A 14,809-nucleotide genomic window follows, 5' to 3' on the forward strand; every position below is an offset into this window, starting at 1 on the left:
ATGAAAAAGCTCCCCTTACGATAACAGGTTTTATTATTTCACCTGTCTACCGTAAGGGGAGCATATCAAAGCGATTAACCGGACCCTATGCTGCAGCTTTTTTTCTGTGTGGCCGTTAACGAACGTTGATCACATGAATCGTATACCTCGGCATATTGTACCGAAGTGTAGATATCGCTTTTTGCCGCACCTGAGCCTCGTCATATCCAGGCTTGGTCTTGATTCTCACATACAGATTGGGGCCTTGAAACATGAGAGAGGCATCCGCTATGCCTTGTACATGATCCTTGAGCTGTTTCTCCGCAAACTTGCCATCATCATTGTAATTAAGAAATTGCCCGTTACGATTCGGCAAGTGCGGATTGCTGTTGGATAATCCCATATATCCGTCATTACCGTAGGAATTGGAATTCATGTTGTTGCTGCTGTTTTTATTGCCGCATGCAGATAATGAGATTGCTGCAAAGAGTGCTAATGCAGCCAGAGAAAGCTTCTTATAGGTTTGCTTCGTATTACGTTCATGGATCCGACCGCGCAAGGCTGATCGACCCTTCAAATCGTCCAATAAAAAAACCTCCCTTTAACCATTAGGATGGCTGAGGGAGGTTCTTGTATTCTGCTAATTTTCGGCAGAAAAGGTTGGATAACCTTAGATACCGTATTTCTTTTTGAATTTGTCCACGCGGCCGCCAGCATCCAGGAACTTCTGTTTACCCGTATAGAATGGGTGGCATTGGGAACAAACCTCTACGCGAAGGTTCTCTTTAATCGAACCGGACTCGAAAGTGTTGCCACAAGCGCAAGTAACTGTAGTGATGTGGTATGTCGGATGTATACCTTGTTTCATTGCGTTCACCTCTTTTTCTGCCCTGAGCCGTGTTGACACAGAGTTAAATACATACTATTAGATTATAGCACGGACAGCCTATTTGTTGCAATGCATGATTATTATCTCACCGCTGCCGGAGGAACATGCGTGTACGAACCGATGACCACATCCGGCACCTCATCCGCAAAAATCTCCAGCATTTGCTTCATCCCGTAAATCTCACCTTGAGCCTTGGGAATTAAAGACAGATAGCTCTCTGGATCTATGTTAAGATTACGCATTTGGATAAATCTCAATCCTGTCCGTTTGACGAAACCAAGCATCGCTTCAATCTCTTCCTCACGGTCTGTAACGCCCGGGAAGATCAGATAGTTAATGGAGGTATACACCCCTTTATCGGCTGCGTAACGCAGTGATTTCTCTACGTTGGCCAGCGTATAACCACGCGGCTTATAATAAGCATTGTAATGGTCATCCAGAGCGCTGATTGTACTTACGCGCATCAAGCTCAGGCCAGCATCTACAATACCGCGGATGTGATCGGTTAATCCTGCATTGGTATTAATATTAATATGGCCGAGCGATGTACGGCTGCGCACTTCACGCATCGCCTCGATAATGATCTTCGCTTGTGTAGAGGGTTCTCCCTCACAGCCTTGACCGAAACTAATAATGGAGTCCGGCGTGATCAGGTGCTCCATCATAATATCGACGATTTCCGATACGGTTGGCTTAAAATCCATTCGCGTCTGAGGCGCAGGAAATGCACTGTCTTCCGGCTGCTCCGAGATGCAGCCGAAACAGCCTGCATTACAGGAGTAGGACACCGGTACTGCCCCTTCCCAGCGCTGTAAGAAGGTATTGGATGCCGTTAGGCATTCATAACCAAGCGCACAGTTCGAAAGATGCTTATACAGGCGGTTCTCCGGATATTTGGCTAAGAGCCGATCAACTTGAAGACTCAATTCCTGCGGATCGCAGTTCAGCGGATTCCATCTCTGCGGATCATCGGTCTTATGAGCGGCTACATAAAACCCTCCGTCCTTCCATACGACAGCCGAATAGCCAAACAAAGGGAGCACCTGCGTCTTATCTGTTTTCACGTAACTCGGAATATTAAGACGGGTAAAGCCCTGCGGCAGTAATGCCCCAACAGCTTGAACATCGCCCGGCAGAGGACGGATCTCTCCAGATGCCGCATGAATGCCGATTGGCCGCGTATAGGGTAGCCCGACTAATGTAGCTCCTTCCGGCAGCGGAATCAGTTCATCCTCCATCAGCTCTACTACCATATCCCCACTGCGTCCAAGGCCGATCCAATCAGGATGGTCGAACAAGTTGCCCTGTTCGTCTGCGTATACAAGATTCATTTTCGTTACCTCCTGAGAGTTTACTGCGTAAGCTTACTTCGTAAGCATAATCCACCTTTTTACGCAGCAAACTCACTTCGTAAACATAAGCCTGTTTTTGGTGAATGCAAAACTCGCTGTGTAAGCATATACTCTGTTTTGCGGAGCAGCACTCACTAATGTAAGCCAAGTCCTACAGAACCGCCACACTAGGTGACAGGGGTCGTACGAGATGGGCGTCTGCCTGCACTCGTGCCTCCGGAGCTTTGCGTCCGGCTTGGCGGCGGTGTTGGAGCAGCCGATGTATCAAGCGACATGAGGAACTCCTCATTGGTTTTCGTGTCCGCAAGCTTCTTCAAGAAACCATCTACAAACTCCATGGAATCGTTCATGTTTTTGCGGATTGCCCATACTTTATCAAGCTCTTCCTTCGTAAGCAGCATTTCCTCGCGGCGCGTGCCGGAACGGCGAATATCAAGTGCCGGGAAGATCCGGCGCTCAGCAAGCTTACGGTCTAGATGGAGCTCCATATTGCCTGTACCTTTAAATTCTTCATAAATGATGTCATCCATACGCGAACCCGTTTCAATCAGCGCGGTTGCCAGAATCGTCAGGCTGCCGCCCTCTTCCACATTACGGGCGGATCCGAAAAACCGTTTAGGACGATGAAATGCCGCCGGATCTATACCGCCGCTTAACGTACGTCCCGATGCTGGAACGACCAAGTTATAGGCACGAGCAAGCCGCGTAATACTGTCCAGCAGAATGACGACATCTTTCTTATGCTCAACAAGGCGAAGGGCACGCTCAAGTACAAGCTCTGCAACCTTTATATGATTCTCCGGCAGCTCATCAAATGTAGAGGCTACAACCTCTCCCTTAACGGAACGCGACATGTCCGTAACTTCCTCCGGGCGCTCATCAATAAGCAGAACAAACAATTCAATCTCAGGATTATTAGTAGAAATGCTGTTTGCAATTTCCTTGAGCAGTAAGGTTTTACCTGCTTTGGGAGGGGCAACAATTAATCCGCGTTGGCCAAGTCCAACAGGTGCAAGCAAGTCCATAATTCGCGTTGAGAGTTTGTTAGGCGCTGTCTCGAGCACAAGCTTCTTTTCAGGATAGAGAGGAGTTAGGGCAGGAAAGTGAAGTCGTTCAGCAGCATGTTCGGGGCTTTCTCCGTTAACGGCATTAACTTGCAATAATCCAAAATAACGTTCATTTTCTTTAGGTGCACGACATTTACCAGAAACGAGGTCACCCGTTCTCAAATCAAATTTACGAATTTGTGAGGCCGAGATATAAATGTCTTCCTGACTCGGCAAATAATTAATCGGTCTAAGAAAGCCGAAGCCTTCCGATAAAATCTCAAGCACACCTTGCATAAACATGAGGCCGCTCTGCTCAGCCTGCGCTCGCAAAATAGCAAAAATCAATTCTCTCTTATTCAGCTTCCCGTAATAGGGGATCTGATGTTGTTTCGCCAGCTTATAAAGCTCTGTGAGCTTCATCACTTCAAGATCCGTGATCTGAAGTTCGGACATATTATCACCACTTCTTTATCAATGTTCAATATAGACTAACTTGTTCCATCATTGCCTGAATTGGCACAGTCTATTCCCGTGCCAATTCTTTACCTAAGGGACATCTGCAAATGTTACTCCTGCTCCCGCCAAACATCAGCGCCGAGTCTTCTTAAATTGTCTACCAAATTGTCATAGCCCCGGTCTATATACTCAACGCCGGCAATCTCTGTAATGCCCTCTGGCACGGTTAGCGCAGCTACTACAAGAGCAGCACCCGCACGCAAATCGGCGGCACGCACTTTGGCGGCATTCAGAGGTCCTCCCTCAACGATAGCGGATCGGCCTTCAACACGGATATTCGCACCCATGCGGGTAAGCTCCGGTACATGCTTAAACCGGTTGCTGTAGACATAATCACTCAGAATACTAACACCTTGCGATTGCGTCAGCAGGCTGGTCATTGGGGATTGAAGATCTGTGGCAAAACCGGGGTATACGAGCGCCTTTACATCAATGGCTTCATAGTGGGGTTGTCCAACAATTCGAATAGACTCATCCATTTCATACACATGAATACCCATCTCTTGCAGCTTTGCCGTCATCGCTTCCATATGCTTCGGTATGACATTATCAATTAAAATATCACCGCGTGTTGCTGCTGCGATAATCATGTACGTTCCAGCTTGAATGCGGTCAGGAATGATTGAATGCCGGCAGCCATGCAGACTATCGACGCCTTCAATTCGGATCGTCTCCGTTCCGGCTCCTTTAATTTTCGCGCCCATGGCGTTTAGAAGAGTAGCTACATCTATAATTTCAGGCTCTTTTGCCGCATTTTCGATAATTGTGGAGCCTTTTGCCCGAGAGGCAGCAAGCATAATGTTAATCGTTGCACCGACACTAACGACATCCAGATAAATCTTCGCACCGCGCAGCTCTTTGGCCACGATTCGTACGGAACCATGGTCATTCGTTACCACAGCACCAAGCGCTTCAAACCCTTTAATATGCTGGTCAATCGGTCTTGGCTCAAAGTTGCAGCCGCCCGGTAAACCTATGGTCGCTTCGCCGAACCGGCCAAGCATGGCACCCATCAAATAGTAAGAGGCACGCAGTAATTTTACTTTCCCGTTAGGCATTGGAGTAGACTTCATAGCTGAAGGGTCAATAACAATTGTATCCCCATTCCAAGTCACTGTTCCGCCAAGCTCTTGCAAAATATCACTATAAACTGCTACATCACTCAAATGCGGTAAGTTGTCTAGCGTAACTGTCGATTCTGCCAATATGGCTGCAGGCAGAAGGGCAACAGCGCTATTCTTGGCCCCGCTTATTTGCACGGTTCCCCGCAGTGGCCGTCCACCGCGTATCATTAATTTTTCCATCAGTCTCATTATCCTCCCATTCGGAAGGGAACAAAGGAAAAACCGCTGTTACCCTGCGCACATACCGCCGCCTAGTCGAAACCAAGCGGCGGTATTATGCTGATAAGCCAGCGCAGCGCTGCATGAGGGCTGCTCTTTAACAAATACGCCGGCTTAAGTCAGGATTGGACAGGCGGTTTGATTCTTTGTTCCGGTTGTTACGCTTGGTTGCTGCTGCCGAACAAACGGATTTTCTCTTGGACAACGGCTTGCATTGCTGCACGTGCAGGCACCAGGTATTTACGCGGATCGTATACGGTCGCGTTGCCGCCCAGCACTTCACGAATTGTGTTTGTACAAGCTACTTGGTTCTCTGTGTTCACGTTGATTTTACCTACGCCGGCTTGGATGGACAAACGAATCGCTTCGTCAGGAACGCCTGAACCGCCATGCAAAACAACCGGTACCGGAATAGCATCGGATACTTTTTGAATGATATCGTAGTGGATTTTTGGTTCGCCTTTGTACATACCGTGAGCTGTACCAACAGCGATTGCCAAGCAATCTACACCTGTTTCTTCATAGAAGCGGATAGCTTCCTCTGGTTTAGCCATCGACGCATGCTCTTCGTCTACGCTGATGTCATCCTCAACACCGCCGATTGTTCCAAGCTCACCCTCAACGGAAACACCCATTGCGTGTGCGGCTTTAACAACTTCTTTAGTGATTGCGATGTTTTCTTCCAGGGAATAGTGGGATCCGTCAAACATAACGGAGGAGAAGCCCGCACGGATACATTTCATTGCAACTTCAAAGCTGCTGCCGTGGTCAAGGTGAAGCGCAATAGGCAAACCGGATTTTTTAGCTGCTGCTTCAGCAATAGCTACTGTAAATTCGATACCCATATACTTCAATGCGCCTTCGGATACACCAAAGATAAATGGCGATTTTTCAGCGATTGCAGCCTCAACGATCGCTTGCGCGAACTCAAGGTTGTTCATGTTGAACTGTCCTACAGCGAACTTGTTCGCTTTTGCTTTTGGCAAAAATTCATTCATAGAAACGAGTGGCATGGTTCTCTATTCCTCCTAAATTTGTACGAAGAAGTTAGGCTTGCTTCGTATGCTTGTGATTGTTTTCAGTGAAGCCCCGGTTCACTTTCCACGAAAGTAATCGCCATTAGGCATACGCTGAAAAGTAATCTCTATTCACGCTTCTGATATCTCATACCGTGTTATTATACCACAACCAAAAGTTGTTTGGTACAGGTCTTTAAAACCGCTCAAAAATCTCCAATTCCGGCATCCAGTCAGGAATAGAGCCAAAAAAAACAAGGACCTTAATCAGGTCCCTGTCGCATACCAATTATTCGATTCTCCACCGCGCAATTGAAGATTAACGGCCATTCTCATCTCGTCGATGTCAAAGGGCTTCGTGAAATGCATTAAAGCACCATGATCCGTTGCTTCCTTGATCATGTCCAGCTCACCATAAGCGGTCATCATAATAACTTTGATCTCTTTATTGATGGCTTTGATATGCTTTAAAATCTCAAGCCCGTCCATTCCTGGAATTTTCATATCCAACAGAACAAGATCCGGCTCATCATTTCTAACGATTTCAAGCGCCAATTTGCCATTGGAAGCCTGGGAAGTATTATACCCTTCACTGCTGAATACTTCCATTAACAAGATACGAATACCATTCTGATCATCCACGATCAATACTTTATTCTTATCCAACTTGAAGCCCTCCCAGATACATGAGTCTCCGTAACATGTATTGGACAGCTCCCAATGACATTCAATTGGGGAGCTTTCCCATATTCGTTAATTAATTCGAGCCTCAATATCCATTCTCCTGCTTCTTGCTGGAAAAAAAATAAATATCTTCCTTTACAATTAACCTTCAGCTACCTGCAGCGCTGCCCTTACGAATCCACGGAACAGCTTTTGCGGACGGTTCGGGCGAGAAGTGAATTCCGGATGGAATTGAACAGCCAGGAACCATGGATGATCGGGATATTCCACCATTTCAACAAGGCGGCCGTCAGGCGACGTACCTGTAATGCGAAGGCCGGCTGTTTCCACCTGCTCACGGTATTCATTATTGAATTCATAACGGTGACGGTGACGCTCATACACCAGCTCATCATCATATTCACGCTCAGCAAGCGAGCCAGGAACCAGTTTGCAAGGGTACAAGCCAAGGCGCATTGTTCCGCCCATGTCCTCGATATCCTTCTGCTCCGGGAGCAAGTCGATAACCGGGAATGGGGTAGACGGGTTGATCTCGGAGCTGTTGGCATCTTGAAGTCCAAGCACGTTACGAGCATATTCGATAACCGCTACCTGCATGCCCAGGCAAATACCGAAGAAAGGCACTTTCTGCTCACGCGCATAGCGAATCGCTGTGATTTTTCCTTCAATACCGCGATCGCCAAAGCCGCCCGGCACCAGAATTCCGTGAACGCCTTGAAGTTTGTCCGCTACATTATCATTGGTCAGCTCTTCGGCATTGACCCAGCGCAGCTTCACATCTGCATCCGCATCGAATCCGGCATGACTTAGCGACTCGACAATACTCAGATAAGCATCATGCAGTGCAACATATTTACCGACAATAGCAATCTCAGTCGATCGGCTAAGCTGCTTCACGCGTCTTACGAGATCTTCCCACTGCGTCATATCCGGCTGCGATGTATTCAGCTTCAAGTGATTGACGACGATCTCATCCAAACCTTGTTCGCGCAAATTCAGCGGCACTTCATACAAGGTGGATGCATCGCGGCATTCAACGACTGCATTCGCATCAATATCGCAGAACAGCGCGATTTTGCGTTTGAGATCGTCAGCCAGCGGGTATTCGGTCCGACAAACGATCACGTTCGGCTGAATTCCGATGCTTCTTAGTTCTTTTACACTGTGCTGCGTCGGTTTGGTTTTCACTTCACCCGCCGCTTTGATATAAGGAATCAGTGTAACGTGGATGTACATGACATTGTCGCGGCCGATATCACTCTTGATTTGGCGAATGGCCTCAAGAAACGGAAGGCTCTCAATATCACCGACGGTGCCGCCGATTTCCGTAATGACGACATCTGAACCTGTTTCTTTGCCTGCACGGAAAACACGGTCCTTGATTTCATTCGTAATATGCGGAATAACCTGCACCGTACCGCCAAGATACTCGCCGCGGCGCTCTTTGGTAATAACGGTGGAATAAATTTTCCCTGTAGTTACGTTGCTGTTCTTGGAGAGATTAATATCAATAAACCGCTCGTAGTGACCTAAGTCCAAATCGGTTTCCGCTCCATCATCGGTTACGAAAACCTCCCCGTGCTGGTAAGGACTCATTGTTCCCGGGTCGACGTTAATATAAGGGTCAAACTTTTGAATAGTCACTTTCAGGCCGCGATTCTTAAGCAAACGACCAAGTGATGCTGCCGTAATTCCTTTACCGAGAGATGATACAACACCACCGGTCACAAAAATGTACTTAGTCACTGATAATACCCTCCACGCTGCTAGGTTAAAGTATAGGGTTGCCCATTTTGAGACGAAAAATGGCCCGTAAAAAAGAAAAAAGTGACACCCGTATAAACGGGGCACTTTCGTAAATTGGCTATTTCTATACATGTCCGATCTTGAAGCCCATGCAATAGTTTACTCCGCAGGACTACCCCCTGTCAAGCTAACATGACAGGAGGTTTTCTGGGCTATTTTTACTTCTCGTCTTCGTCGTCCTCGTCGTCAAAGTCGTCTGAGGAATCCTCTTCGTCTTCGTCGCCTTCAACCTCAGCTTCTTCGTCGATTGCTTCCTCTTCAAGCTCCTCGTCGTCGATGAGAACTTCCTCGTCAACTTCCGCTTCTTCTTCCGCTTCGTCGAAGAGCTCCTGATCCTCATCGTAAGAATCGAAATCATCTTCATCCGCTGCGTAGGTTTCTTCTTCCTCGTCCGGGTACACTTCCTCATCATCATCTTCATCGTTGATGATACGGGTACGTTTGGCATTGCCCACCGGATCTTCGTTCTTCTCAACAGGGTACCAGCGTTTCAGTCCCCACATGTTGCTGCCGACACACGCAAAACGTCCGTCGATATTAATTTCTGTATATACTTGCGCAATCACTTGGTTGATTCCATCTTGGGACAATCCCCGGATTTTGGCAATTTCAGCCATAATATCGCGATAGTAAAACGGGGTATTAGCCGCTTTCAGCAATTCAAACGCTAAATCTACCATCGGCATTTCCTTAATGCGCTCCGGGTCGATTTTCAAAGTAATCTCGCTGCTCATTACGGGACACTTCCTCTCATGCGAATCTGCTTGAATATCAAGCAATCCATTATCAACCTATAGTAAAACCTATTTCCTTTAAAAAAGCAAGCCTGCTCTTCGCAGGCGAATAATTAGCGGTACCCGTCCTACCATTCATCGTTCGCTGCTTGTCCTGTTCGAATGACAAACCAATCATCGGGCGATGAATGCCGCTTGATCCGTAACGGACAAAGGCGCCATTATCGTACGCAAACAAAAAAAGAAAAAGCGAAGAAAGAATCTCCGCTTTGACTGTATCCTTCCGGATCAGGCTTAGGGCCGTTCCGGTTGTTAGAGCCGTGTGCTGACTCTTGATTTATATTATGTCTCCGCACGGCGAATGACACGGTTTTGCGCCTAATTATATGAAAAAAGGCAACTTGCTTATACAGCTTGTTACGCTCGTTCATACAATACCTCAGCATGATCTGCTTGGAGGGGACGCCAAATTTGGACAGAACCGAAATTCTCCGTTGTCTGCACACCGCGCAATCTTGTCATGCCCATAATTCGAAACGCCGGATCGTCCGCTTCCAGCAGAGCGGCGACTATGAGCGTTTCCTTCATGAATGGTCGAAGCTTTACGCGAATACCGCCTCCCCGCAGGCCGTCAGACATATCCCTTTGATCAAGGCATTCTCTCTCCCCATATCAAATGCACAGCCTTCCCTCAAGCTGCCTGGAAGCATATGGACAGAAGACGATTCTCAGGTAACCGTTCACGCCACTGTCTATAAACCAGCTGCAAGGGATAAAGGGATTCCATGGGGCGTGCAGGAGATCAAAGCGCCGCTAGCTTGGAGTTTAACAACCGGTCACCGCATCAAAGTCGGAGTCATCGACACCGGGATCGATTTTGGCCACCCCGATCTGAAGCATTCGATTACCAGAGGCATCAATCTGCTTAACCGAGCCGCTCTCCCGCATGACGACAATGGTCATGGCACGCATATCGCGGGTACGATTGCAGCGGCTAACCAGCTGCAAGGTATGATCGGCGTCGCGCCACGATCAACTATTTATCCGGTTAAAGCCTTCGATCAGAACGGGAGCGCCTTCGTATCCGATATTATACTCGGCATCGATTGGTGTGTCCGCAACCGGGTAGATGTCATTAACATGAGCTTCGGAATGAAAACACGCAGCAAATCGCTGCTTAATGCGGTTACGAATGCGTATAACGCCGGGATCATTATCGTGGCTTCGTCGGGAAATGACGGTAAGCGCAAATCCATCGATTACCCTGCCAGATATCCGCAAACAATCGCGGTCGGTGCCACCAACCGCCTAAGGCGGATTGCCCCGTTCAGCAATCGCGGGCTGTATATCGATATCTATGCACCGGGAGATAAAATTTTCTCCTCCTGGCTGCGCGGCAAATATAACGAAATGAGCGGCACTTCAATGGCTACCTCTCATGTCAGCGGAGCCATCGCCCTGCTCCTGGCACATAAGCCCGGCCTGTCGCCGGGTGATATCAAATCAATTCTAAAACGGTCGATGATGCCGCTTCGAGGCACAAAAACTCCCCGATTAATCGGGGAGCTTGATGTATTGCGTATGCTGCAGGCCGTGGACCGGTAGGTCCCCGGCCTGACTTTTTAGGCTTGCACAGACAAGCTTACATGCGGTCAGGCGCAGACACACCGACAAGACGCAGTGCATTGGCAATCGTGATACGGGCAGCAGCCAGAAGCGCAAAACGGGCTTGTGTCTGGGCAGCATCCTCCGTGATAACGCGATCCGCTCTGTAGTAGCTGTGGAACAATGAAGCGATTTCGTATACATAGCGAATCAGGCGATGCGGCGCATATTGCTCGGCAGCTTCGGCGATTTCTTGCGGAAGCTCACCTATTTTACGAAGAAGATCAAATTCATGCTCCGTCGCAAGCTTGCTCAGATCCACCGACTCCAGAGGGAGAATAGTGATGCCCTGCTCCTCAGCCTGACGGAAGATGCTGCAGATCCGCGCATGTGCGTATTGAACATAAAAAACAGGATTCTCATTGGATGTCGAAATCGCAAGATCCATATCAAAATCAAGGTGTGAATCCATGCTGCGCATCGTGAAGAAATAGCGGATTGCGTCAAGACCGACTTCTTCCATAAGATCCTCCATCGTAACCGCCTTGCCGGTACGCTTGGACATCTTCATTTTCTCGCCGTTCTGGAACAGGCTGACCATCTGTGCAATCAGTACGACAAGCTTCTTCGGATCATTACCGAGCGCTTCCATAGCCGCTTTGACACGCGGGATGTAACCATGGTGATCAGCGCCCCAAATATTGATCATCCGGTCGAATCCACGGCTGTATTTGTCACGGTGGTACGCGATATCCGGCGTCAAATAGGTGTACGAGCCGTCATTTTTTACAAGCACGCGGTTCTTGTCATCGCCAAAAACGGTCGTATTCAGCCAAGTCGCGCCTTCCTCTTCATAGATATAACCGCTCGCACGAAGCGCCTCGAGTCCCTCTTCAACTTGTCCGCTCTCATAAAGAGCCGTCTCGCTGTACCAGACATCGAATTCGACACGGAATGCTTTAAGATCGCGTTTGATCTTGTTAAGCTCACGCTCCAAGCCATATTCACGGAAATAGGTGAAACGCTCCTCATCGCCAAGCGCCAGCAAACGGTCACCCTCAGATTCTACAAGCGCTTTGGCAAACCCGACAATATCCTCGCCATGGTAGCCGTCTTCAGGCATCGGCACCTCTTGGCCAAGCGCCTGCTTATAGCGCGCTTCAATGGAACGAGCCAAATTCGCCACTTGGTTTCCTGCATCATTAATGTAGTATTCACGAGTGACCTTATAGCCGGCGAAATCGAGAACGTTACACAGCGCATCGCCGACTGCAGCGCCGCGTGCATGTCCAAGATGCAGACTTCCTGTCGGATTCGCGCTTACGAACTCGACTTGAACACTTTGGCCTTTGCCGCTGTCGATTCGGCCGTACTCCTCGCCTTGACTTACGACCTCGGCAATAACAGGGTACAAATAGCTTTTGTCGATGCGGAAGTTGATAAAGCCGGGCCCTGCAATCTCTGCCGATTGGATAGAGGCTCGCTCGGTATTCAAGTTCGCAATAATCGCTTCCGCGATTTGGCGCGGATTCTTCTTGGCGAGCTTCGTCAGCTGCATGGCTGCATTCGATGCCAGATCTCCGTGCGACTTCTCCTTCGGCACCTCCAGTACAAAGACAGGGAGCTCCTCGCGGGTGACAAGTCCTGCCGCTACGACGGCATCGGCAATCGCTTCTTTGACTTTTTGATTCAGTTGTTCAATGACATTGAGTTTCATGGATGGATCCTCCCAAAAGTTTTGCGTGGTTTTACCTAAGCTTGCTGGAATCCAGCAGGATAGAGCACAAACTCGCTTCGTAAGTACAATCTTTGTTTTTGCGCGGCTTGCTTAGCCAAATTACTCGCTCCATTCTTCCGCACGCAGCCGGAGAATGAAATCATCCGTCTGCTCGTCTTCAACCCATAAGGTGTAATGCCACTCCAGAAGCATAGGCAGCGATGGGGTAATCGGCTCCGTTGATGATAAATCATCATTTGCAATGCCGCCAAACTGAGCCCACAGCAGATTGGTCTCGGTTTCTAACCGGAACCTTGCATGCGGCGATTCATATTGACCGGATCTGCGCTGGCCGAGCGCAAAAGTCTGTTCAGATACCACATCGCCCCGTCTTGTGACACTCAGCTCTCCATCACGCCAGCGGACGATGGTACGAACCTCGCTGCCTCCTTCATCGGTCTCTTCATAACGGACATAGATGGAGCGTTCCTTGCGGAACCATTCGCCGTCAAAGGTATTCGATTGCTTTTCCCCGTCGATTTCACTCTCCAGCGTTACCCTTACCCGTGCTCTGTCAGCCATTCTGTAGTCTCCCGTCCGTAAGTCTTATGTCCCCACTATATACAGGAAAACAACGAATATCAACGTTTTACATCACGTTAATAGAGAGCTTAAAGCGCTAAAAAACAAGAAAACCCCCGTCTCAATAAAGAGACGGAGGTAGATATCCGCGGTACCACTCTTCTAGCATCCCTTCCAGGAAAGCAAGCTCCCTATCGGAGCACTGCGCCTGTATCAAGATGCCTCTTAAACACGGTAACGGAGTGACCGGATTGACCTATGGCAGCCCAGCCGCTTTCAGTCAATCAACTCATGGGTGCGCTTCCCTACCATCGCTGTACCGGCTTTCACCGTCCCGGCTCGCTGCTAACTTCGATCTGTTAGGTACTGTCCCGTTCATCGTTTGTAGCGTTATTGTCCCTATTATATGCAACCTGTGGAAAAATGCAAGCGGAATCCGCGGTCTGCACGCTTAAAGCCTTGACTTTGCTTACGCCAGGAAGGGGCGAAGATCTCCAGGAGACCATCGGCGGGCCTATCAAAGAACTGACAGCTGTTACTTCTTCAAGTAAGGCAGCAGAACGCTCCAAGCCGCTATTCGGTCAGCGGTCGTACGCATCCGGTTGTTAGGAATCGGGCTTGAGGAAGGCAGCTTCAGCAGCTGCAGGCCATTCCAAATGGGATGTCCTTCAAAATGCTTTTTAAAGGTGTCGAAAGCCTTATTTCCGTTAAACGCCAGACATTCTATCCCTGGGTACCGGGCATATAAACCAGTTAGATCATTAGGCTTGGCATTACGAATGTTGGCGTCCAGGCTGCCCTCCCGTTCGCAGGAACCGATAACATCCCACAGCGCAACCCCCCGCTCCTGAGCAAAAGCAAGGCGTTTCTCATAGTCGGCATCGGGCGTTTGCCCAAACAGTCCATACATGATCGGCCAAAAATGATTGCGAGGATGCCCGTAATATTGATGCTTCTCCAAAGACGCCGTCCCCGGCATACTCCCGAGCACAAGCACCCTCGCATCGGCCCGAATAACAGGAGGAAAAGAGTGAACCAATATGAAGGGCACCTCCTAAAAGTTTTGCGGAGCGTTTCCTCCTGACTTATCATCGCAGCAAAACTGCTTCGAAAGCATACGCTTAGGTTTGCGATACTTCTTAAGAGGCTTCCCCGCGAGCCAAACTGCTTCGAAAGCATACGCTTAGGTTTGCGATACTTCGATATTTCTTGCAGAGCGCCTAATCGGCCAGGTTATCCGCTCAAGGCTGCGGCGAAGCAGGCGGCCTGCCCTCAAACTTCTCGATTTTGCGGCAGATATCATGCTGCCATTCGATATCGCCTGTCATGGAGGCGACCAGCGAGAGGTTATATAAATTCGCCAATTGGCGGCAGTATTCTGCGTTAACCTGCAGGCAGTGCTCCAGATCCATCTCTTCCTCGGCAGTCAAACGATGCCGGCTTCTCTTCGTCCAAAGCTCCGCAAGGCGTTCATGAATGGGTAAAATCGCCAAGGTTGTCTACCCCCTTTAGTTGCCATTATGGCCAAAACGAGCGT

Annotated in this window: 14 protein-coding genes and 1 other annotated feature; of the genes, 1 reads left to right on the forward strand and 13 read right to left on the reverse strand. The window is 48.9% G+C overall.

The window, feature by feature from the left end; all coding sequences use genetic code 11:
- Positions 1-115 precede the first annotated feature (115 nt).
- From ACFPYJ_RS19555 to rpoE, 9 genes are all read right to left on the reverse strand, one after another.
- Positions 116-565: a hypothetical protein gene (locus tag ACFPYJ_RS19555; RefSeq protein WP_379189875.1), complete on the reverse strand. Its 450-nt coding sequence runs from the start codon at positions 563-565 to the stop codon at positions 116-118.
- Positions 566-649: 84 nt separating this feature from the next.
- A complete protein-coding gene (rpmE, locus tag ACFPYJ_RS19560; protein WP_379189876.1) occupies positions 650-847 on the reverse strand; it encodes a 50S ribosomal protein L31 in 198 nt (65 codons plus the stop codon).
- 101 nt (positions 848-948) lie between these two features.
- The gene (locus tag ACFPYJ_RS19565) at positions 949-2,199 is read right to left on the reverse strand and encodes a radical SAM family protein (RefSeq protein WP_379189877.1); all 1,251 of its coding nucleotides are present in this window, start codon (positions 2,197-2,199) and stop codon (positions 949-951) included.
- Between the two features lie 188 nt (positions 2,200-2,387).
- Positions 2,388-3,722 carry a transcription termination factor Rho gene (gene rho / locus ACFPYJ_RS19570; RefSeq protein WP_379189878.1) on the reverse strand — a complete coding sequence of 445 codons (1,335 nt, stop codon included), beginning with the start codon at positions 3,720-3,722 and terminating at the stop codon, positions 2,388-2,390.
- A gap of 113 nt (positions 3,723-3,835) precedes the next feature.
- A complete protein-coding gene (locus ACFPYJ_RS19575) occupies positions 3,836-5,089 on the reverse strand; it encodes a UDP-N-acetylglucosamine 1-carboxyvinyltransferase (RefSeq protein ID WP_379189879.1) in 1,254 nt (417 codons plus the stop codon).
- Between the two features lie 197 nt (positions 5,090-5,286).
- Positions 5,287-6,141, reverse strand: coding sequence for a class II fructose-1,6-bisphosphate aldolase (gene fba, locus ACFPYJ_RS19580; protein ID WP_379189881.1), 855 nt, complete (start codon positions 6,139-6,141; stop codon positions 5,287-5,289).
- A gap of 270 nt (positions 6,142-6,411) precedes the next feature.
- Positions 6,412-6,810: a response regulator gene (locus tag ACFPYJ_RS19585; protein ID WP_379189882.1), complete on the reverse strand. Its 399-nt coding sequence runs from the start codon at positions 6,808-6,810 to the stop codon at positions 6,412-6,414.
- Positions 6,811-6,969: 159 nt separating this feature from the next.
- Complete coding sequence (locus ACFPYJ_RS19590) at positions 6,970-8,574, reverse strand: CTP synthase (RefSeq protein WP_379189883.1); 1,605 nt, start codon at positions 8,572-8,574, stop codon at positions 6,970-6,972.
- A gap of 218 nt (positions 8,575-8,792) precedes the next feature.
- Positions 8,793-9,368 carry a DNA-directed RNA polymerase subunit delta gene (gene rpoE / locus ACFPYJ_RS19595; RefSeq protein ID WP_379189884.1) on the reverse strand — a complete coding sequence of 192 codons (576 nt, stop codon included), beginning with the start codon at positions 9,366-9,368 and terminating at the stop codon, positions 8,793-8,795.
- 471 nt (positions 9,369-9,839) lie between these two features.
- On the opposite strand from rpoE, the gene ACFPYJ_RS19600 reads away from it, so the two are divergent.
- Positions 9,840-10,973 carry a S8 family peptidase gene (locus ACFPYJ_RS19600; protein WP_379189885.1) on the forward strand — a complete coding sequence of 378 codons (1,134 nt, stop codon included), beginning with the start codon at positions 9,840-9,842 and terminating at the stop codon, positions 10,971-10,973.
- A 37-nt stretch (positions 10,974-11,010) separates the two neighbouring features.
- On the opposite strand, the gene argS is transcribed toward ACFPYJ_RS19600, so the two are convergent.
- The 4 genes from argS to ACFPYJ_RS19620 all read right to left on the reverse strand — a co-directional run bounded on the left by argS (position 11,011) and on the right by ACFPYJ_RS19620 (position 14,765).
- Entirely contained in the window at positions 11,011-12,690 is a 1,680-nt protein-coding gene (gene argS, locus ACFPYJ_RS19605; protein WP_379189886.1) for an arginine--tRNA ligase, read from the reverse strand.
- A gap of 120 nt (positions 12,691-12,810) precedes the next feature.
- Positions 12,811-13,272: a YwiB family protein gene (locus tag ACFPYJ_RS19610; protein WP_379189887.1), complete on the reverse strand. Its 462-nt coding sequence runs from the start codon at positions 13,270-13,272 to the stop codon at positions 12,811-12,813.
- Between the two features lie 125 nt (positions 13,273-13,397).
- Positions 13,398-13,660 (reverse strand) — a binding site (T-box leader).
- A 147-nt stretch (positions 13,661-13,807) separates the two neighbouring features.
- Entirely contained in the window at positions 13,808-14,311 is a 504-nt protein-coding gene (locus tag ACFPYJ_RS19615) for a DNA-deoxyinosine glycosylase (RefSeq protein WP_379189889.1), read from the reverse strand.
- Positions 14,312-14,513: 202 nt separating this feature from the next.
- Positions 14,514-14,765, reverse strand: a complete 252-nt coding sequence (locus ACFPYJ_RS19620) for a DUF7667 family protein (protein ID WP_379189890.1) — start codon at positions 14,763-14,765, stop codon at positions 14,514-14,516.
- Positions 14,766-14,809: the final 44 nt, after the last annotated feature.

The sequence above is a fragment of the Paenibacillus solisilvae genome, assembly GCF_042656405.1.
Classification (GTDB): Bacteria; Bacillota; Bacilli; order Paenibacillales; family Paenibacillaceae; genus Paenibacillus_Z; species Paenibacillus_Z solisilvae.